Here is an 18,256-nt window from a genome sequence, read left to right on the forward strand (position 1 = left end):
GCGCCCCGCAACAGTGCGTTTGTCGGGCAAAATCTGTACCCTAGCCGCCACTTTATGCGTACGCGTCCCAAAAGGATGCCGCGCGCTAGACCGGTCGGCCCCCATCAGGGCTGGCAGCATTTCCCTCATCCATAGGGAAGCCCTCTCTAAATTCCGATTCAGTAGTGTGGTATTTCCTCAAATGAAAGTGTTGAAAAGCCAGGATATCCTGGCGTTAGGCTTTATGACTTTTGCCCTGTTCGTGGGCGCTGGCAACATCATCTTCCCGCCTATCGTTGGTTTGCAGTCCGGACCTCATGTCTGGATGGCGGCGCTGGGCTTCCTGATCACCGCAGTCGGCTTGCCGGTGGTCACCGTGATCGCCCTGGCCAAGGTCGGCGGCGGTATGGACGCGTTGAGCAGCCCGATCGGCAAAGTCGCCGGCGGCCTGCTCGCGGCGGCGGCATACCTGGCAGTAGGCCCGCTGTTCGCCACCCCGCGTACCGCGACCGTGTCCTTTGAAGTGGGCCTGGCGCCGCTGACCGGCGAAAGCCCGCTGGCGCTGTTCCTCTACAGCTCGGTGTACTTCCTGGTGGTGTTCTTCGTCTCCCTGTACCCAGGCCGACTGCTGGACACCGTGGGTCGCTTCCTCGCGCCGCTGAAGATCATCGCGCTGGCCATCCTCGGCATCGCGGCCTTTGCCTTGCCAGCCGGTGAAGTGGGTGTCGCGACGCCGGAATACGTCGCCGCACCGTTCTCCCAGGGGTTCATCAACGGTTACCTCACCATGGACACACTGGGTGCCCTGGTATTCGGCATCGTCATCGTCAACGCGATTCGCTCCCGTGGCGTCGAATCGCCCAAGCTGATTACCCGTTACGCGATCATTGCCGGGTTGATTGCCGGTGTTGGCCTGGCACTGGTGTACATCAGCCTGTTCCGCCTCGGTGCTGGCAGCCATGAAGTCGCCGCCGGTGCCGCCAACGGTGCCGCAGTGCTGCACGCCTACGTGCAACACACCTTTGGTTCCCTGGGCAGCGGCTTCCTCGCGGTGCTGATCTCCCTGGCGTGCCTGGTCACCGCTGTGGGCCTGACCTGCGCCTGCGCCGAGTACTTCAGTCGTGTGCTGCCGCTGTCCTACAAGACCCTGGTGGTAATCCTGGCGCTGTTCTCGCTGTTCGTGTCCAACCTGGGCCTGACCAAGCTGATTGCGTTCTCGATTCCGGTCCTTACCGCGATCTACCCTCCGTGCATCGTGCTGGTGGCCCTGAGCTTCTGCAAAGACTTCTGGCAGGAGCAGGGCCGCATTGTTGGCCCGGTGATGCTGGTGTCGTTCATCTTCGGCTGCATCGATGCGCTCAAGGGCGCTGGCCTGGCGGACTGGATGCCGTCGCAGTTGGCCAACTTGCCGCTGAGCGAGCAAGGCCTGGCGTGGCTGGTGCCGTCGGTGATGACGCTGGTCGTGGCCGTCGTGGTTGACCGCATACTCGGTAAGCGCAGCGTAGCCATCGCGTAACGAGTGCGTTCCCGTTCTACCGAAATGCCCCGTATCAATCGATACGGGGCATTTTTTATGCTTATGAGGTTACAACCTTCTAGAGTTGAAATACGGTATGGGTGGCAGAGGGGATGTGTTGCTAAAAAGCGGGCTCCAGCTGCGCTGTCGAACGGGAGCAAGCTCCCTCGCCACAGCAAGCCCGCTCCCACATTTTGACCGCGTTCGCCACACTACCTCGTCTAATAGGACCCGCATGTCGTTCGTCGAAACCAATCAGATCCACCTGCTCGCCGCGCTCTGGTTTGTCCTGTGCTGGGGCGGCTACACCCGTTATGCCACCTGGAAAGCCCGGGATACCGCGTGCCTGGCCAGCGTGCTGCATCTGTATCGCGAAGACTGGATGCGCCGCATGCTGCTGCGGGACAACCGTATCGCCGACGCCAGCGTGATCGGCAACCTGGAGCGCAACGCTTCGTTCTTCGCCTCCAGCACCTTGATCATCCTCGCTGGAATTCTCACGGTGCTGGGCGCTTCAGAGCGGGCCGTGTCGTTGCTGGCGGATATTCCCATGGTGCAGCAGGCGTCCCAGGGCATGTCGGAAATCAAGTTGCTGTGCCTGGCGTTGGTGTTCGTCTATGCCTTCTTCACGTTCAGCTGGTGCATGCGCCAGTACAACTTTGCGGCCGTGCTGGTGGGGTCGGCGCCGATGATCGGTGAGCGGCATGTGTCAGAGCAGGAGCGCAAAGCGTTTGCTTTGCGAGCGGCGCGGGTGATTTCCATGGCGGCCAACCAGTTCAACTTTGGTCTGCGCGCTTATTACTTCGGCATGACCATGCTGGCGTGGTTTGTCAGCCCTTGGTTGTTCATGTTGATGAGCAGCGGGGTGGTGCTGGTGCTGTATCGTCGGGAGTTTCATTCCGACGTACTGCAAGTGATGGTGTATACGCAGACTGATGCGCCATTGCCGGAAGCGGTCAAAGAGGCGGCTTAGTCCGGTTCAGCGTATTAACGCCGCGAATAAAAAACAGCAGGCAAAGTAAAGCCCGCTATTTAAGCGGGCTTTCTTTTTGCAGCGAAGCTATTTCAAGCCGTGGTCTCAAGAACCGGTGGCTGGGGTAGCAGGTGCTGCTTCTTTTGCGGCGGCTGAGTTCGATTCAGCCTGAGCTTTGGCAGCATCGGCGTTTTCTTTCGCAGCGTCGTTCACTTTATCCTGTGCTTTCGCCATATCTTTCTGAGCTTGCTCAGAGTGCGAAGCGGCGTCTTGGGCTTTGTCTTCGGATTTCTTATCGCAGGCAGCGAGACCGAGGGCAGCGGCCAACATCATGGAAATAGCTAAAGTCTTGCGCATGGGGTGTTTCTCCTTATTGAAGATATCTACTGGCCTTTCGAACCTGAGGGGTCAGCATTAGTTCCTTTTGTTTCGTAGATATATAAACCACGCTCTCCAAGGAACTTTTACGCGCACCACCTACCCCGCGGATCAACACTAATAAGAGTCTGGACCTAATGACCGAGAATCCCTTTTTAGAGCGTGCGACGCGCTTTGTTTCGGCCCTGCGCCATTGCCAGGTGCTAGGTATCACTGTGCATGACGCCAGCGGGGAGGGCATGACGCTGGTCCTGCCCTATGGCCCGCACATCGTAGGCGACCCCCTGACCGGTGTGATCCATGGTGGCGCGTTGACTTCATTGATGGACACCGCGTGCGGTATGGCCACCTTGTGTGTCCTGCCGGAATTCGAGGTGTGCCCGACCCTGGACCTGCGCATCGACTACATGCACCCCGCCGCACCACACAAACCGGTCTACGGCTTCGCCCAATGCTACCGCGTGACCACCGACGTGATCTTTACACGCGGCTTTGCCTATCAGGACGACCCCCAGCAGCCCATCGCCCATGTGGTGGGGACCTTCATGCGCATGGGCAAGCTGCTCAAGGGCACACAAAGGTTAGGCAATACCGTCAAGGGAGAGAAAGCATGACGCACCGATTCAAGACCCGGCTCGAACAAGCCCTTGAGCGCGGCAACTATGAGGCGCTGCTGGACCTGATTCCCTACGCCAAATTGATCGGTGTGGAATGCACCCGATTAGGCGATGAGTTGCTGTTTCGCCTGCCCGCCAACAAGGACAACATTGGTAACCCCATATTGCCAGCGCTGCACGGCGGGGTGATTGCGGGCTTTATGGAATTGTCGGCGGCATTGCATCTATTGGTATTTGCCGGTGCACCGGGGCTGCCGAAAATCATCGACTTCTCCCTGGATTACCTGCGCGCCGGGCAGTTTCGCGACACCTACGCTAAATGCCAGGTGTGGCGCCAAGGCCGACGGGTGGCCAATGTGGCGATTACTGCGTGGCAAAGCACCCCGGCTGAACCGATTGCCACCGCCCGCGCGCATTTCAAGATCGAGGAAGGGACCCGCCCTTGAAATCCTGGTCTTAGCCCCCAACTTTGATGACAACCCGCCGCCAACCCTTAAGGGCGCGGCCACTGCCATCCAATTGGAGTTTGATGACCATGAGTGTGGAAACTCAAAAGGAAACCCTGGGCTTCCAGACCGAGGTGAAGCAACTGCTGCACCTCATGATCCATTCGCTGTATTCCAACAAGGAAATTTTCCTTCGCGAATTGATCTCGAACGCCTCTGACGCTGTCGACAAATTACGTTTCGAAGCCCTGTCCAAGCCTGAGTTGCTGGAAGGCGGCGCCGAGCTGAAAATCCGCGTGAGCTTCGACAAGGACGCCAAGACCGTCACCCTCGAAGACAACGGTATCGGCATGAGCCGTGACGATGCGATCACCCACCTGGGGACCATCGCCAAATCCGGCACTGCTGATTTCATGAAAAACCTGTCGGGCGATCAGAAGAAAGATTCGCACCTGATCGGCCAGTTTGGTGTGGGCTTCTATTCCGCCTTCATCGTTGCCGACAAGGTTGAAGTGTTCAGCCGTCGTGCCGGCCTCGCGGCCAGCGAAGGCGTGCATTGGGCTTCCAAGGGCGAGGGCGAATTTGAAATCGCCACCGTTGAAAAAGCCGATCGCGGTACTCGTATCGTCCTGCACCTGAAGGCTGCAGAAGATGAATTCGCCGATGGCTGGCGTCTGCGCAACATCATCAAGAAGTACTCCGACCACATCGCATTGCCGATCGAGCTGCCGAAAGAACAATCGGCCGCCGAAGGCGAAGAGCCACCAGCCCAGGAATGGGAAGTGGTCAACCGTGCCAGTGCCCTGTGGACCCGTCCTCGTACCGAAGTCAAAGACGAGGAATACCAGGAGTTCTACAAGCACATTGCCCACGACTATGAGAACCCGTTGAGCTGGAGCCACAACAAGGTCGAAGGCAAGCTGGAATACAGCTCGCTGCTCTACGTACCGACCCGTGCTCCGTTTGACCTGTACCAGCGTGAAGCGCCGAAAGGCCTGAAGCTCTATGTGCAGCGCGTGTTCGTGATGGACCAGGCGGAATCGTTCCTGCCGCTGTACCTGCGCTTCATCAAGGGTGTGGTTGACTCCAATGACCTGTCGCTGAACGTGTCGCGGGAAATCCTGCAGAAAGACCCGATCATCGACTCCATGAAGTCGGCGCTGACCAAGCGCGTGCTCGACATGCTGGAAAAACTGGCGAAGAACGAGCCAGAGCAATACAAGGGCTTCTGGAAAAACTTCGGCCAGGTCATGAAAGAAGGCCCGGCGGAAGATTTTGCCAACAAGGAAAAAATCGCCGGTCTGCTGCGCTTTGCTTCCACCCAGGGTGATGACGGCGAGCAGGTTGTGTCCCTGGCCGAGTACCTGGCGCGCGCCAAGGAAGGTCAGGACAAGATCTACTACCTGACCGGCGAAACCTATGCCCAGGTCAAGAACAGCCCGCACCTGGAAGTCTTCCGCAAGAAAGGCATCGAAGTGTTGCTGCTGACCGACCGTATCGATGAGTGGCTGATGAGCTACCTCAGCGAGTTCGACGGCAAGACCTTCGTCGACGTGGCCCGTGGTGACCTGGACCTGGGTAACCTGGACTCCGAAGAAGAGAAGAAGGAAGCCGAAGAAGTCGCCAAGGCCAAAGAAGGCCTGGTTGAGCGGATCAAGACAGCCTTGGGCGATGCCGTCAGCGAAGTGCGGGTTTCCCACCGCCTGACCGACTCCCCGGCGATTTTGGCCATCGGCGAGCAGGACCTGGGCATGCAGATGCGTCAGATCCTCGAAGCCAGCGGTCAGAAGGTTCCGGATTCCAAGCCGATCTTCGAATTCAACCCGGCTCACCCGCTGATCGAGAAACTCGACGGCGAGCAGAGCGAAGAGCGGTTTGGTGACCTGTCGCACATCCTCTTCGACCAGGCGGCCCTGGCCGCTGGCGACAGCCTGAAAGACCCGGCCGCCTATGTGCGCCGACTGAACAAGCTGTTGGTTGAACTGTCGGTTTAACACCGTTGTAGAAAAACCCGCTTCGGCGGGTTTTTTCGTTTGTAGGAGCGAGCTTGCTCGCGAAAAACCTGAGGACACCGCGTTCATTCAGGATGTACGCGTTACCGTTGACGTTTTTCGCGAGCAAGCTCGCCCCTACAATTGCATTACCGCCTCTGCGTGAACCTCAACTGGAGTAAATGATGAGCCAAGTCACTGTGCGTTCCGTGGTCTATCAGATTGATGGCCAGTCCTATGAAAGCCGCCTGGCATTCGACGCCAGCCACAAGGGCCCGTTGCCGGGCCTGCTGATGGCGCCGAACTGGATGGGGGTGAGTGCGGGTGCCGAAGAAATCGCCAAGAGCGTCGCCGCCAAGGGTTACGTGGTGCTGGTCGCTGATCTGTACGGGCAGACTGTACGCCCGTCGAACGGCGATGAAGCCGGCGCGGCGATGATGCCATTGAAGGATGACCGCGCGTTGCTGAACAAACGCATGCAGGCGGCCTTAGAGCAGTTGAAGGGCCAGACTGAAGCAGCGGTGGATACCTCGAAACTGGCAACGTTCGGTTTCTGCTTTGGCGGTTGCTGCTCACTGGAACTGGCGCGTACCGGCGCGCCATTGAAGGCTGCCGTATCGTTCCACGGCACCCTCGACACGCCGAACCCGGCGGACGCGAAGAACATCAAGGGTTCAGTGTTGGTGTTGCACGGTGCCTCTGACCCATTGGTGCCAAAAGAGCAACTGCCGGCGTTCGAAGATGAAATGAACGCCGCCGGTGTGGACTGGCAGCTGTTGAGCTACGGCGGTGCGGTGCATTCCTTCACCGACCCGCAGGCCGATGTGCCGGGCAAGATGATGTACGACGCGAAGACCGCTGCGCGGGCCTTCCAGTCGATGCATAACTTGCTGGATGAAGTGTTCAAGGGCTGATCGCCTGCAAGTTGATCGTTCCCACGCTCCGCGTGGGAATGCCTCTCTGAACGCTCTGCGTCCGCTCTTTGTTACGCCGAGCGTCACGGCCTGCATTCCTGCGCGGAGCGTAGGAACGATCACCGGGTCGGCAACTCAATTCTCTCACCTTTCCCCCGGCACCGTCGGCCAATCCCCAGCGGCCCAACGCTGCCGTGCCTGCTCGATCATTGCAGGGTCGCTCGCCACAAAATTCCAATTGATCCGCCGTGGCCCATCCAGCGGCGCGCCGCCGAACACCACCAGGTGGCAATCAGTCTCGGCAGACGGTGTCATCTTCTCTCCGGCCGGCAACACCACCAGGCTGTGCACCTCAAGCAGATCACCGTCCAATTGCGCTTGGCCTTCGAGCACGTACACCGCGCGTTCCTCGTATTCATCGGGGATCAGCAGCGTAGTGGCCGTCTGCATTTGCACGTCGGCATACAACGTAGGCGACAGCACCGGCACCGGCGATTTCAGGCAAAAGCCGCTACCGGCGATCAGGCGAATCCGTACGCCCAGGTTGTCACTGGCGGGCAGGCTCGCTGCAGGGTGATGGCTGTAATGCCCAGGCCCGGTCTCGTGGTCCTTGGGTGAGGCCAGCCACACTTGCAGCCCGTGCAAATTGAAACCACTGGCCTTGAGTGCCTCGGGCGTGCGTTCGACGTGGGCAATTGCGCTGCCAGCGGTCATCCAACTGACGTCGCCGGCTTGTACCACTTGATCGGAACCCAGGCTGTCCTTGTGTTGCAGCGCGCCTTCAAACAAGTAGGTGAGGGTGGACAGTCCGATATGCGGATGCTGGCGAATATTCATGCCGTTGCCCGGCGCATAGCGCGTGGGGAGCATATGGTCGAAGAACACAAACGGTCCGACGCTTCGGCATTCGCGCGACGGCAACGGGCGCAGGATGGGCTGGCCTTCGACATCTTCGGGGCGAGGGCGGATCACGGTGAGGGTGTTCATGGTGCGTCCCAGTCTGAGCGGGTGAGAGGGTTCTGAGCATAACCCGCTCGACGGGAGGTTGCCGCTATTGGCTGAACGCACCTTCTGAAAGGCGGGTTTCGATGGTGACTTCGGCGATGGTCATGAGCTTGTGTACCGGGCAACGGTCGGCCACGCGGTGGAGTTCGTCGCGCTGTTCATCGGTCAGTACGCCCTTGAGGGTCAGCTTGACGTTGAGCGTGTATTTGCCCTTTTGCTCTTCGGTGGCGTCGTGGGTGACTTCCACGGTGACGCCGGTGAGCGGGATGCCTTTTTTCTTCGCGTAGAGTCTGACGGTCAAGGCTTTGCATGACGCCAGTGCGGCATCGAAGTAGTCGTGGGGGGAAGGCGCCGAATCGTCGCCGCCCAGGCTATTGGGCAGGTCGGTAAACAGCTCGTGGTTATTGATGTTGACGCTGTGGCGAAAGTTTTCGGCGTTCAGCGTGTTCACGGTAACAGGCATGGCAAACCTCACAGGGTGGCAGGATGAAGGTTATGCAGTTATAGAACATGCTGGCACTTGGGTGTTCCGCGTTTTTTGTGGATGAACCCTGGCAGCCGGCGCAAGGTCTACGGGTATTAACCCTGATCGAGGTTGTACCGTGCCCTGGCCCCGCCTGAGTCTTGCCCTGTTGCTCGCCGCCAGCAGCCTTGCTGTGCAGGCCCGCGACTATGCCTACAGCGATGCGCACCTGCATTACGTGGATTTTTTCCAGGAAACGGCAGGCATGGAGAAACTGCTCAAGGCGATGGCGGAGAATCGCATCGAACATGTGATGATTTCCGGCATTCCGGTAGCGAAAAAATGGCATGAAGACGAGCCAAAGCGCCCGCGCTATTACGCCGGTGACGATGCCGACGCTTATTGGTACAGCGCCACCGACGTAATCGTCGCCGCAGCGGTGAACAAACTGACGCCCGAGCAGCGCCAGCACTTCCATCCATTTCTGTCTGGCTTCAACCCCAACGACAAGAACTCCGCCGCCCATATCCAGCGCATGCTCGACCTCAACCCGGGGCTTTGGCAGGGCATCGGTGAAGTGTTCACCCGCCATGATGATCTGACGGCGTTGACGTCAGGCGATACCCCGCGCGCCAACAACGAGGCCATGACGCGCATCTACCACCTCGCCGCCGAAAATGACCTGCCGGTGATGTTGCATTCCAACATCACCTCCAAGCGCGAGCGCAACCCGCTGTACCTGGCAGAAGTCGAAGGGCCGCTGCGCAATCACCCGCACACTCGCTTTATCTGGGCCCATGCCGGCACCAGCAAGGAGATCCACCGGCACCAAGTGCAGATGGATTTTTTGCTGCCCACCTTGAGCCGCATGCTGGAGGCCTACCCCAACCTGTACATCGACCTGTCCTGGAGCATGCTCACGCCGTACTTGCTCGATGATGCGGGCAAGCCAAGGCCGGAGTGGGTAAGCCTGGTGGAGCGCTTCCCGGAGCGCTTTATGCTGGGCTCGGACGTCGTAGGGAGATTCAACAAGCTGGGTAAGGAAATGCGCCGCTTTGAACCCTTCCTCGATGCGCTACCCGAGGGCGTGGCGCGCAAGGTTGCACGGGACAACTTCCTGGCGATCCTGCCAAAGCCGCTGCGCGAGGGAAAGACGCATTGATATCGCGTTTTAGTCTTACGAACAGTCGATAACAGGCCGATACCTTTCAGGAAGCCCGCTGCAGGTGGATGCAGCGCATTTGAAAGGAATCGACCCATGAGTATCCGTAGTTTGAATATCGCCCCACGCGCCGGCCTGGGCTTTGGGGTGCTGGCGCTGATGGTGTTTGCCCTGGGCGGCTTCGCCCTGTTGCAGATGGGCAATATGCGCCAGCAGTCTGACGAGGTGGAGAACAACTGGCTGCCCAGCGTGATGGCAGTGGGCGAGATGAGCCAGGACTTGCTGCGCATTCGTGCTTTGACCTTGCGCCTGGTGGTCAATCGCGATTCCCAGGCGGTGGCGCAGAACGAACAGAAAATCCTCGAGACCAAAACGGGCCTGTACAACGCCGAGTCGTTGTACGAAGCCTTGATCGTGCTTCCCGAGGAGCGTGTTTTGTTTGATCGTTTCAAAACCGAGGAGCAACGCTACCTGCAGCGCCAGGAACAAGTAGTGAGCCTGTCCAAGTCCAATCAGTTGGACGAGGCGATAAAAGTCGTCAACGGCGAAATGAATCAACTGGCCGATGAGATGGCCGCCACCCTGCGCGAGTTGCTCAGCCTGAACAAGGCCAGTGCCAACAAGGCCGCAAGCCTGGCGCAAGCTGTCTTCATTGAGTCCCGTAGCGGGGTGATTGGCATGATCCTGGTGGCAGCGCTGGTGACCATTGGTTTGGCCGTGTGGCTGACCCGCAGCATCGTGCTACCGCTGGCGCAGTCGCTGAAAGTCGCCCAGAACGTGGCCAGTGGCGATCTGACGGGTGAGATCACCGTCAGCGGCAAGGATGAGCCGGCGCGCTTGCAGCAGGCGCTCAAGGGTATGCAGGACAACTTGCGCGACACCATCCGGCGTATTTCCGAATCATCCAACCAACTGGCGTCGGCTTCCGAAGAGCTCAGTTGCGTGACCGAGGACGCCACGCGCGGCCTGCATCAGCAAAGCCAGGAAATCGAACAGGCTGCTACGGCGGTCAACCAGATGACGGCGGCGGTGGAGGAGGTGGCGAGCAATGCCGTCGCCACGTCCCAGGCGTCCCGTGAATCCGACCGCATTGCCCAGCACGGGCGTGCGCAGGTGCAGCAGACGGTGGTGTCGATTGAGGCCCTGGCCGATGATGTGACGGCCAATGCAACCCAGGTCGAGGAGCTGGCGCAGAAGGTCTATGGCATCAGCAAGGTGCTGGACGTGATCCGCTCGATTGCCGAGCAGACTAACCTGCTGGCGCTGAATGCTGCGATCGAAGCGGCGCGTGCCGGGGATGCGGGGCGCGGTTTTGCGGTGGTGGCCGATGAGGTTCGCGCTCTGGCCCACCGCACCCAGCAGTCGACCCAGGAAATCGAGCAGATGATCGGCGGGATTCAGCAAGGCACGGATCAGGCGGTCAGTTCGATGCAGCAGAGCAACAGCCGGGCGCGCTCTACCCTGGAAGTCGCCAAGTCGGCAGGCACGGCGCTGGAGGAAATTGCCTCGGCGTTTACCTTGATCAACGAGCGCAACCTGGTGATCGCCAGTGCATCGGAGCAACAGGCGGCTGTGGCGCGGGAGGTGGATCGCAACTTGATGAACATCCGCGACCTGGCGCACCAGACGTCGACCGGGGCCAACCAGACCAGTGCGGCGAGCCAGGAATTGTCGCGGTTGGCGGTGGGCCTGAATACGATGGTGGCGCGGTTTTCGGTGTAGGCCTGGAAACCGAGTCGCCTGCATCGCCGGCAAGCCGGCGATAAAGGCGGTGCGGTCAAAAATTCACCCATAAAAAAAGCCCCGAACCAGTCGGGGCTTTTTCATGTGATCAACCTGCGGGGCTTACTTGCCCTGCCAGCGTTTCAGCACCAGGGTGGCGTTAGTGCCACCGAAGCCGAAGCTGTTGCTCATCACAGTGTCGATTTTCACGTTTTCGACGGTCTTGGTCAGGATCGGCATATCGGCGACGACCGGGTCGATCTCGTCGATGTTGGCCGAGCCGGCCATGAAGTTGCCTTCCATCATCAGCAGGCAGTAGATCGCTTCGTGAACGCCGGCGGCTCCCAGAGAGTGACCGGACAGGCTCTTGGTGGAGCTGATGGCCGGAGCCTTGTCGCCGAATACCGCACGCACGCCTTCCATTTCCTTGGCGTCGCCGACTGGAGTCGAGGTGCCGTGGGTGTTCAGGTAGTCGATTGGGGTATCCACGGTAGACATGGCCATCTGCATGCAGCGGATGGCGCCTTCGCCGCTTGGCGCAACCATGTCGTAGCCGTCGGAAGTGGCGCCGTAGCCGACGATTTCCGCGTAGATCTTGGCACCACGGGCCAGAGCGTGTTCCAGCTCCTCAACCACCACCATGCCGCCACCGCCGGCGATGACGAAGCCGTCACGCTTGGCGTCGTAGGCGCGGGAGGCCTTCTCCGGGGTTTCGTTGTACTGGGTGGACAGGGCGCCCATGGCGTCGAACAGGAACGATTGGCTCCAATGTTCTTCTTCACCGCCGCCGGCGAACACGATGTCCTGCTTGCCCAACTGGATCTGCTCAACCGCAGTACCGATGCAGTGAGCACTGGTGGCGCATGCGGAGGAGATCGAGTAGTTCACGCCCTTGATCTGGAATGGCGTGGCCAGGCAGGCCGAAACGGTGCTGCCCATGGTCCGTGTGACACGGTACGGGCCAACGCGCTTCACGCCTTTTTCGCGCAGGATGTCCAGCGCTTCCATCTGGTTCAGGGTAGATGCGCCGCCCGAACCGGCGATCAGGCCGGTGCGCACGTTCGAGACCTGGTCATGGCTCAGGCCGGAGTCGGCGATGGCGTCTTTCATGGCCAGGTAGGCGTAAGCGGCAGCGTGGCCGACGAAGCGATAGATCTTGCGATCAATCAGCTCTTCGAGGGGCAGGTCGATGGAGCCGGAAACCTGGCTACGCAGACCCATTTCGGCATATTCCGGGTTGAATCGGATGCCAGGGCGACTTGCACGCAGGTTAGCGGTGACGGTCTCTTTGTCATTGCCCAGGCAAGAAACGATGCCCAGACCAGTGATAACGACGCGGCGCATGCGGATAACCCTTAAAAGTTGTCAGTGGAAGTAAATACGCCAACCCGAAGGCCTTCGGCAGTATAGATCTCGCGACCGTCGACAGTCACCGAACCGTCGGCGATAGCCAGGTTCAGCTTGCCCTTGAGGACGCGCTTGATTTGAATGTTGTAGGTGACTTTCTTGGCGGTCGGCAGGACCTGGCCAAAGAACTTCACTTCGCCCGAACCCAGGGCGCGGCCGCGGCCCGGCAGGCCTTGCCAGCCGAGGTAGAAACCGACCAGTTGCCACATGGCGTCAAGGCCCAGGCAGCCCGGCATTACAGGGTCACCTTCGAAATGGCAGGCGAAGAACCACAGGTCCGGGGTGATATCCAGCTCGGCGACCAATTCACCTTTGCCGTACTTGCCACCCTCTTCGCTGATATGGGTGATGCGATCCACCATCAGCATGTTCGGGGCGGGCAGTTGCGCGTTACCTGGGCCAAACAGCTCACCGCGACTGCAGCGCAGCAGGTCTTCCCGAGTAAAGGCGTTTTGTTTGGTCATGCGAGCTCCTCAATAATCCCATGCGGCAGGGTAGGGCAAATCTTCCCGATACCGACGACGCGTTCATGCATCACATCGGCAGCCTACACATAGACTATTGCGTTGTAGTGAAAGTCACAGCGTCAAGGCACTCAATGTACACTTGTTCACTGAAATTTTAAACCGGGCCTGTTTATGGGCCCGTTCGGGTGCCTAAGACTGCCGCACTTTCGTCTTTCACGCCAGTCGCAGTTGGCTGATGGCGCCGCGCTATTGCACCCAACGCTGCAGGATTTGCTGCAAATCGGTACGTTTGAACGGCTTGGCCAGGTAATCGTTCATTCCGGCAGCCAGGCAGGCTTCACGATCGCCCTGCAACGCGTTCGCGGTGAGGGCGATTATCGGCAGGTCGGCGCAGCCCGGTAACTGGCGAATCTGCCGGGTGGCCTCGTAGCCGTCGATCAGCGGTAGCCGGCAATCCATCAGGATTGCGGTGAAAATCAGGCTCTCGGCACTGCGGATCGCTTCGGCGCCGTCGGTGGCCAGGCTCACTTCAAACCCCAGGCTGCGCAGCATGGCTTCCACCACCGTGCGGTTGACCGGGTTGTCTTCCACCAGCAACACATGGCGGCCGTCACCGGGGCTGCTTTTGCCGGCAGCGTCCGGGGCAATCGCGGGCAGGCTTTGCTGATCGATGGCCAGGGGGATTTCCAAAGTGAACACCGAGCCACGGCCTTCTTCGCTCTGGGCGCGCAGGGTGCCGCCCATACGTTCGGCGAGGGTACGGGCGATAGGCAGGCCCAACCCGGTGCCGCCGTAACGTCTTGAAATGGAACTGTCGGCCTGCTGGAACGCATCAAACATCAACTCCAGGCGCTCGGCAGAAATGCCGATGCCGCTGTCGCGCACGGTGCAGGTGAACCACACCAGTTCATGGTCGAGGGTTTGCCAATGGGGCTCGACGCTGACGGTGCCGTGCTCGGTGAACTTCAGGGCATTGCCGATCAGGTTCACCAGAATCTGGCGGATACGCGTCGGGTCGCCCCGTACCCGCAACACGTCCATGCCCGGCGGAATCGGCAGTTTCAGCGTCAACCCACGCTGCTGGGCGCTGTGCTGGAAGGCCTGGGCGCAACTGTTGATCAGGTCGGCCAGGTTGAACGAAATATTTTCCAGCTCCAGGGCGGCGCGCTCGATACGCGAGAAGTCGAGGATGTCATTGATGACCTTGAGCAAATGTTCGGTGGACTCGGACGCCAGCGCCGCGTATTCGGTCTGCTCCTCAGTCATCTCGGTGGTTTCCAGCAGTTGCAGCATGCCCAGCACCCCGTTCATCGGTGTGCGCAACTCGTGGCTCATCATCGCCAGGAAATCCGACTTGGCGTTGTTCGCCCGTTCGGCCTCTTCGCGGGTCTGGATCAACTGGGCCATGGCCTGCTGCTGCTCGCGGCTGGCCTGGTTGAGGCCTTCGGCAAGGTTGTTGATATGCCGCGACAGGTCGCCCAGCTCCGAGTCGTCGACAATCGGCAGCGGCGTCTTGTAGTCGCCTTGCTGGATCGCCTTCACCGCATTGCCCATCGCGCTGATCGGTTGCGACAGGCTCGCAGCCAGGCGCCGCGCCAGCAGGAAGGTAAACAGCAGGGCAAACAGCGCCAGGATGCCGGCCTTGAACAGAATCTCTTGTTGGCGCTGGCTGAAAGCGTCATTGGACATGCCGACGATCACGCGGCCCAGGTAGTCGGCGCGGGGTGCCTTGGGTTCGTTGATGTTGTCCTGGAAGAAGTCATTGCCCAGCTGGATATGCTGCAGGCGGATCGGCGCCTGGAATACTTTGACCGAGAGTGAACGGTTGTGTTTTTCCGAGGGCTGTTCGACGTACACCAGGATGTTTTCGCTGCTGTCCTGAATCTCCAGGAAGCGCACATGGGGCGTGGCCAGCGTGGCGCGCAGCAGGCTGTCGAGCACATCGTTGTTGCCGGAAATTACCCCGTATTCGGTGGCTGGGGCGAGCTGGTTGGCGATCAACTGGCCGGTGTGGTCCAGTTCCTGGCGCAGGTCCTGGATGCGCACGAAGGTAAAGAAGCTGATCAACAGCAGTGTCAGCAACAGCGCCGGGCCCAGGGTGATGAGCTGGGTGCGGGTGTTGATGTCCCAACGACGGCGCAAGGTCATGGGCGTTTTTCTCCTTCGGCCAGTCGGGCGGCGACGTTGGTTTCGTCGACCTGTTCGATGCCCAGTGAGCGTGCGACTTGCGGGTTGCCCACAACTTTGAAGTGTTCCGGGTACAACGTGCGCGGCCAGCTGGCCGGCGGGTGGTCGAGCAGGCGGTCGAGCACGGCCAGCCAGTCGGCCTGGTCGCTGTAGGTGCTGGCCAGGCTGCCGGCCTTGACGAAACCGGCGTTGGGGCCCACCAGGGGCAGTTGTTGGGCGTAGCTGCTGAGCAACAGGTTTTTTGCAGTTTTCGGGTTGTACAACTGCGGGTCGTCGAGGCCGAGCAACACATCACTGTTCCTGAACAAGGCTTGCAGCGGGCGGCTGTCGTTAGTGTTGTCCCAGAGCTGGGGCACGATCTCCAGCCCGAGAGGCGCTGCATACTGGCGCAGTTCGGGGAGCAGGAACTCACTATCTGGGCCATAAAGCACACCGATGCGCCGGGCCTGGGGCAGGATGCCGGTGATCAGGCGCAATTGGCGGTCCAGGGGCGGGTCGCTCCAGAGCAGGCTGATTTTGGCCGGCAGGTTTTTCCCCAGGCGCTGGTTCGCTTGCAGGCGGCTGATGCGCAGTACGAGGGTGGGTGGGCCCTGCGTGTCTTGCAGGCGCCAGTCGAGGCCGGGCAGGTCGAGCAGGATCATCCGGGTGCCGGCGGGTAAGTGGCTCGGCGTCGGCAGTTCGTTGAGGGGGGTGAAGATCACGTGATCCTCGGGGCGTTGCAGCGCCAGTGCCTGGGCGAACGCCTGAACGCCGGCGCCATCTTCGGCGGCGGTGAGCAGGATGTCGGCACTCCAGGCCGGCGCGGTCAGCAGCAGGCACACCAGCAGCAGGGCGCGCCGCCAGAGCCGAGAGATAAACAAGAGGGTCATCCGTGACTGTTCGCCCATGTCAGAACTCTAACTCCGCGCTGAAGTAGAGCACTTGGCGATGGTCGTAGTTATTGTCGGCCCAGGTGGTGGGCTGGTTGTCGAGGCGTTGTTGCAGCATACCGGCCAGCTCCACGTTGGCTTTGCCCAGGGCAATGCGCTTGGCCACCCGCAGGTCGACCCGTTCGAAGCGATATTGGTTGAGCGCATCGTCGCCATAGTAGAACAGCGCGCTGGACCAGCCCTGACCCCATTCTCGCAGCCAGCCGGCCGAGCCACTGTTGCGCGCGGTTTGCGCCTTGTCCAGCGGATTGCTGGAGCTGGCGTCGACGTAAGCATAAGTGAACCGCAGCCGGTCGGCGTCGCTCATGCGCCAGTCGAACTGCGACTCGGCACCGGTAAACCGTGAGCTGTTGGCGTTACTGGCAATATACTGGTTGTTGCGCAGTGGCGAGCTGATCATGTCGGTGATTTCGTCATAGAACAGCTTCACGTCGACGTTCAGCCCGATGTCGGCAAAAAAACCGTTGTAGCCCAGCTCCCGCGACTTCATCCGCTCTTTGTCGAGGTTGCCCGGCCCGCGCGTCACCACAAAGTACTGCCCGGAGTTCTGCCCGTAGGTCGGGGAGCTGAGGTTGGCGACGCGGTAACTCCAGTTGACGTTGTTCTCGAACATGTCCGGCGAGCGAATGGCTTCGGAGTACACCGCACGCAGGCCGTGGCGCGGGTTGATCAGGTAGTTGACCGCCACCCGTGGTGTCAGTGAGTTGCCGCTCAGGTGGGTGTCTTCGTACATGGCGCCGCCTTGCAGCAACCAGTGTTCGCTGGCGCGCCATTCCAGCTGGCCGAACAGGCGCCAGGTGGTGTCGTCCAGGGTGCCGTTGAAATAGGTGTCGGAGTCGGCGCGGTCATAGCGATAGTTCATGCCACTGACCAGGCGCAGGCTGTCGGAAAGGCTGAGCGTATCCTGGATTTCCAGGTCGTAGCGGCTTTCGCGGGTGCTCTGGTCGATATCACCGCACACACTCTGGCTGGCGCCGGTGCGCCATTGGTCCAGCACCTGATTGGCCAAGGCTTGTTCGGGGGCGCTGCCCGGAGGGGCCGTGCCCTGGCTGTAGGCGTCCATGTGCCGGGCGAGTTTTTCCGCGTAGTTCGGGTTGAGTTGCCACAGGCGGGTCAGCTCGGGGCTGAACGACACCTTGGCGTCACAGGCCTTCCAGACCTGCCGACGGTCCCATTGCTGGGCCGAGCCCTGGATATAAAGGCTGTGGTCGGGATTGAAGTCGAAGTTCCAGCGCAACGAGCCGGAATAGTCTTTGGCCGTGACGTCGGAGTTGTCGCCGCCTTCGGTAATCCCGGCGAATACCGGCGTGTAGGTATAAGGACGCTGGTTGGTCCCTTCCTTGGCATTCAATTGCCATTCGATGCTCTGTTGCGCGTTCAGCGTCTGGCTCACGGCCAGGCTGAAGCGGTTGAGACGACGGCCATCACGGCGGTCGGCGCCGACGGCGTCGCTGTCAAAACCATCGTCCTGTTGCCCTGACATGGACAGGCGCAAGTCGCCGGTATCCCAACCCACGCCCTGGCTGGCGTAGAAGTCGTTGATCCCGCGTTCGCCACGGGTCACCTTCACCCTCGAGCCCTGGCTGTTGGCCGGCGAGCGGGTCAGGATATTCACCACGGCCATTAACGCATTCGCGCCATAGCTGACGGTGTTCGGCCCACGGAACACTTCGATACGCTCGATATCCTCCATGGCCACCGGAATGTCGCTCCAGTCCACGGTCGCCAGGCCTGCGCGGTACACCGAACGCCCGTCGATCAACACCTGCATGCGCCGCGCATCTCTGGCATTGGTGCCGTGGTAGTTGACCGTCGCCTGGTTGCCGCTGATGTAGCCGACCATCATCCCCGGCACCAACCGCAGCAGCTCGGAGATGTCGCGCGCGCCGCTGGCCTTGATCAGCTCGCTGTCGATCACCGTCATGCTGCCGGGTACGGCGGCGGCCGATTGCTTCAGGCGCGTGGCGGTCAGTACCTGCGGCAGCGGCTGGCTGTCGAGGAACAGGTCGTCAGCGAACACCGCGCCGCTGCACAACAGCATCAACCACAGAGATGAACGGGGAGGAGGGCCCAAATACACGGCGCGGCCTTGATAATTAC

The 18,256-nt window shown here is 60.4% G+C and carries 15 protein-coding genes and 2 pseudogenes; 9 read left to right on the forward strand and 8 right to left on the reverse strand.

What is annotated here, in order from left to right:
• Nucleotides 1–181: 181 nt before the first annotated feature.
• On the forward strand, nt 182–1,495 hold the full coding sequence (gene brnQ, locus ACR52_RS23395) for a branched-chain amino acid transport system II carrier protein (protein WP_048730000.1): 1,314 nt from the start codon (nt 182–184) through the stop codon (nt 1,493–1,495).
• Between the two features lie 235 nt (nt 1,496–1,730).
• Nucleotides 1,731–2,468 carry a DUF599 domain-containing protein gene (locus tag ACR52_RS23400; RefSeq protein WP_048730001.1) on the forward strand — a complete coding sequence of 246 codons (738 nt, stop codon included), beginning with the start codon at nt 1,731–1,733 and terminating at the stop codon, nt 2,466–2,468.
• A gap of 105 nt (nt 2,469–2,573) precedes the next feature.
• On the opposite strand, the gene ACR52_RS23405 is transcribed toward ACR52_RS23400, so the two are convergent.
• Entirely contained in the window at nt 2,574–2,825 is a 252-nt protein-coding gene (locus tag ACR52_RS23405) for a hypothetical protein (RefSeq protein WP_048730003.1), read from the reverse strand.
• 158 nt (nt 2,826–2,983) lie between these two features.
• On the opposite strand from ACR52_RS23405, the gene ACR52_RS23410 reads away from it, so the two are divergent.
• The 4 genes from ACR52_RS23410 to ACR52_RS23425 all read left to right on the forward strand — a co-directional run bounded on the left by ACR52_RS23410 (nt 2,984) and on the right by ACR52_RS23425 (nt 6,814).
• Nucleotides 2,984–3,460 (forward strand): PaaI family thioesterase, encoded by a 477-nt coding sequence (locus ACR52_RS23410; RefSeq protein WP_048730005.1) that lies wholly within the window; start codon nt 2,984–2,986, stop codon nt 3,458–3,460.
• Nucleotides 3,457–3,909 carry a PaaI family thioesterase gene (locus ACR52_RS23415; protein ID WP_048730007.1) on the forward strand — a complete coding sequence of 151 codons (453 nt, stop codon included), beginning with the start codon at nt 3,457–3,459 and terminating at the stop codon, nt 3,907–3,909. The genes ACR52_RS23410 and ACR52_RS23415 overlap by 4 nt, the downstream gene beginning before the upstream one ends.
• An 89-nt stretch (nt 3,910–3,998) precedes the next feature.
• Complete coding sequence (gene htpG, locus ACR52_RS23420; protein ID WP_048730163.1) at nt 3,999–5,903, forward strand: molecular chaperone HtpG; 1,905 nt, start codon at nt 3,999–4,001, stop codon at nt 5,901–5,903.
• A 182-nt stretch (nt 5,904–6,085) separates the two neighbouring features.
• Nucleotides 6,086–6,814 (forward strand): dienelactone hydrolase family protein, encoded by a 729-nt coding sequence (locus ACR52_RS23425; RefSeq protein WP_048730009.1) that lies wholly within the window; start codon nt 6,086–6,088, stop codon nt 6,812–6,814.
• A gap of 119 nt (nt 6,815–6,933) precedes the next feature.
• Here the strand turns inward: ACR52_RS23425 and ACR52_RS23430 are convergent.
• Together ACR52_RS23430 and ACR52_RS23435 are read right to left on the reverse strand one after the other, a co-directional pair.
• Nucleotides 6,934–7,801 (reverse strand): annotated as a pseudogene (locus ACR52_RS23430) (pirin family protein).
• A gap of 64 nt (nt 7,802–7,865) precedes the next feature.
• Nucleotides 7,866–8,282, reverse strand: a complete 417-nt coding sequence (locus tag ACR52_RS23435) for an OsmC family protein (RefSeq protein WP_048730011.1) — start codon at nt 8,280–8,282, stop codon at nt 7,866–7,868.
• Nucleotides 8,283–8,421: 139 nt separating this feature from the next.
• Between ACR52_RS23435 and ACR52_RS23440 the strand changes: the two genes are divergently transcribed.
• The 3 genes and pseudogenes from ACR52_RS23440 (at nt 8,422) to ACR52_RS31865 (ending at nt 11,166) form a co-directional block, all read left to right on the forward strand.
• Nucleotides 8,422–9,444: an amidohydrolase family protein gene (locus tag ACR52_RS23440; protein ID WP_048730014.1), complete on the forward strand. Its 1,023-nt coding sequence runs from the start codon at nt 8,422–8,424 to the stop codon at nt 9,442–9,444.
• A 96-nt stretch (nt 9,445–9,540) separates the two neighbouring features.
• Nucleotides 9,541–10,311, forward strand: a pseudogene (locus ACR52_RS31860) (MCP four helix bundle domain-containing protein); the annotation flags it as partial.
• On the forward strand, nt 10,303–11,166 hold the full coding sequence (locus tag ACR52_RS31865; protein ID WP_408003348.1) for a methyl-accepting chemotaxis protein: 864 nt from the start codon (nt 10,303–10,305) through the stop codon (nt 11,164–11,166). The pseudogene ACR52_RS31860 and the gene ACR52_RS31865, both read left to right, overlap by 9 nt.
• Before the next feature lie 123 nt (nt 11,167–11,289).
• Here the strand turns inward: ACR52_RS31865 and fabB are convergent, their stop codons facing one another.
• From fabB to ACR52_RS23470, 5 genes are all read right to left on the reverse strand, one after another.
• Nucleotides 11,290–12,510, reverse strand: a complete 1,221-nt coding sequence (gene fabB, locus ACR52_RS23450) for a beta-ketoacyl-ACP synthase I (RefSeq protein WP_048730016.1) — start codon at nt 12,508–12,510, stop codon at nt 11,290–11,292.
• An 11-nt stretch (nt 12,511–12,521) separates the two neighbouring features.
• Nucleotides 12,522–13,037, reverse strand: coding sequence for a 3-hydroxyacyl-[acyl-carrier-protein] dehydratase FabA (gene fabA / locus ACR52_RS23455; RefSeq protein ID WP_003210552.1), 516 nt, complete (start codon nt 13,035–13,037; stop codon nt 12,522–12,524).
• Between the two features lie 249 nt (nt 13,038–13,286).
• Nucleotides 13,287–15,188 carry an ATP-binding protein gene (locus ACR52_RS23460; RefSeq protein ID WP_048730019.1) on the reverse strand — a complete coding sequence of 634 codons (1,902 nt, stop codon included), beginning with the start codon at nt 15,186–15,188 and terminating at the stop codon, nt 13,287–13,289.
• Nucleotides 15,185–16,114 (reverse strand): ABC transporter substrate-binding protein, encoded by a 930-nt coding sequence (locus ACR52_RS23465; protein ID WP_048730020.1) that lies wholly within the window; start codon nt 16,112–16,114, stop codon nt 15,185–15,187. The genes ACR52_RS23460 and ACR52_RS23465 overlap by 4 nt, the downstream gene beginning before the upstream one ends.
• 1 nt (nt 16,115) lies before the next feature.
• Complete coding sequence (locus tag ACR52_RS23470) at nt 16,116–18,236, reverse strand: TonB-dependent receptor plug domain-containing protein (protein WP_330219125.1); 2,121 nt, start codon at nt 18,234–18,236, stop codon at nt 16,116–16,118.
• Nucleotides 18,237–18,256 lie beyond the last annotated feature (20 nt).

It is taken from the genome of Pseudomonas fildesensis (assembly GCF_001050345.1).
In the GTDB taxonomy this organism is placed as follows: Bacteria; Pseudomonadota; Gammaproteobacteria; order Pseudomonadales; family Pseudomonadaceae; genus Aquipseudomonas; species Aquipseudomonas fildesensis.

Bases quoted from the DNA above. Each gene is read 5' to 3' on its own strand.
- brnQ (WP_048730000.1), top strand. From the start codon at position 182: ATGAAAGTGTTGAAAAGCCAGGATATCCTGGCGTTAGGCTTTATGACT.
- ACR52_RS23400 (WP_048730001.1), top strand. From the start codon at position 1,731: ATGTCGTTCGTCGAAACCAATCAGATCCACCTGCTCGCCGCGCTCTGG.
- ACR52_RS23405 (WP_048730003.1), bottom strand. From the start codon at position 2,825: ATGCGCAAGACTTTAGCTATTTCCATGATGTTGGCCGCTGCCCTCGGT.
- ACR52_RS23410 (WP_048730005.1), top strand. From the start codon at position 2,984: ATGACCGAGAATCCCTTTTTAGAGCGTGCGACGCGCTTTGTTTCGGCC.
- ACR52_RS23415 (WP_048730007.1), top strand. From the start codon at position 3,457: ATGACGCACCGATTCAAGACCCGGCTCGAACAAGCCCTTGAGCGCGGC.
- htpG (WP_048730163.1), top strand. From the start codon at position 3,999: ATGAGTGTGGAAACTCAAAAGGAAACCCTGGGCTTCCAGACCGAGGTG.
- ACR52_RS23425 (WP_048730009.1), top strand. From the start codon at position 6,086: ATGAGCCAAGTCACTGTGCGTTCCGTGGTCTATCAGATTGATGGCCAG.
- ACR52_RS23435 (WP_048730011.1), bottom strand. From the start codon at position 8,282: ATGCCTGTTACCGTGAACACGCTGAACGCCGAAAACTTTCGCCACAGC.
- ACR52_RS31865 (WP_408003348.1), top strand. From the start codon at position 10,303: ATGCAGGACAACTTGCGCGACACCATCCGGCGTATTTCCGAATCATCC.
- fabB (WP_048730016.1), bottom strand. From the start codon at position 12,510: ATGCGCCGCGTCGTTATCACTGGTCTGGGCATCGTTTCTTGCCTGGGC.
- fabA (WP_003210552.1), bottom strand. From the start codon at position 13,037: ATGACCAAACAAAACGCCTTTACTCGGGAAGACCTGCTGCGCTGCAGT.
- ACR52_RS23460 (WP_048730019.1), bottom strand. From the start codon at position 15,188: ATGACCTTGCGCCGTCGTTGGGACATCAACACCCGCACCCAGCTCATC.
- ACR52_RS23465 (WP_048730020.1), bottom strand. From the start codon at position 16,114: ATGGGCGAACAGTCACGGATGACCCTCTTGTTTATCTCTCGGCTCTGG.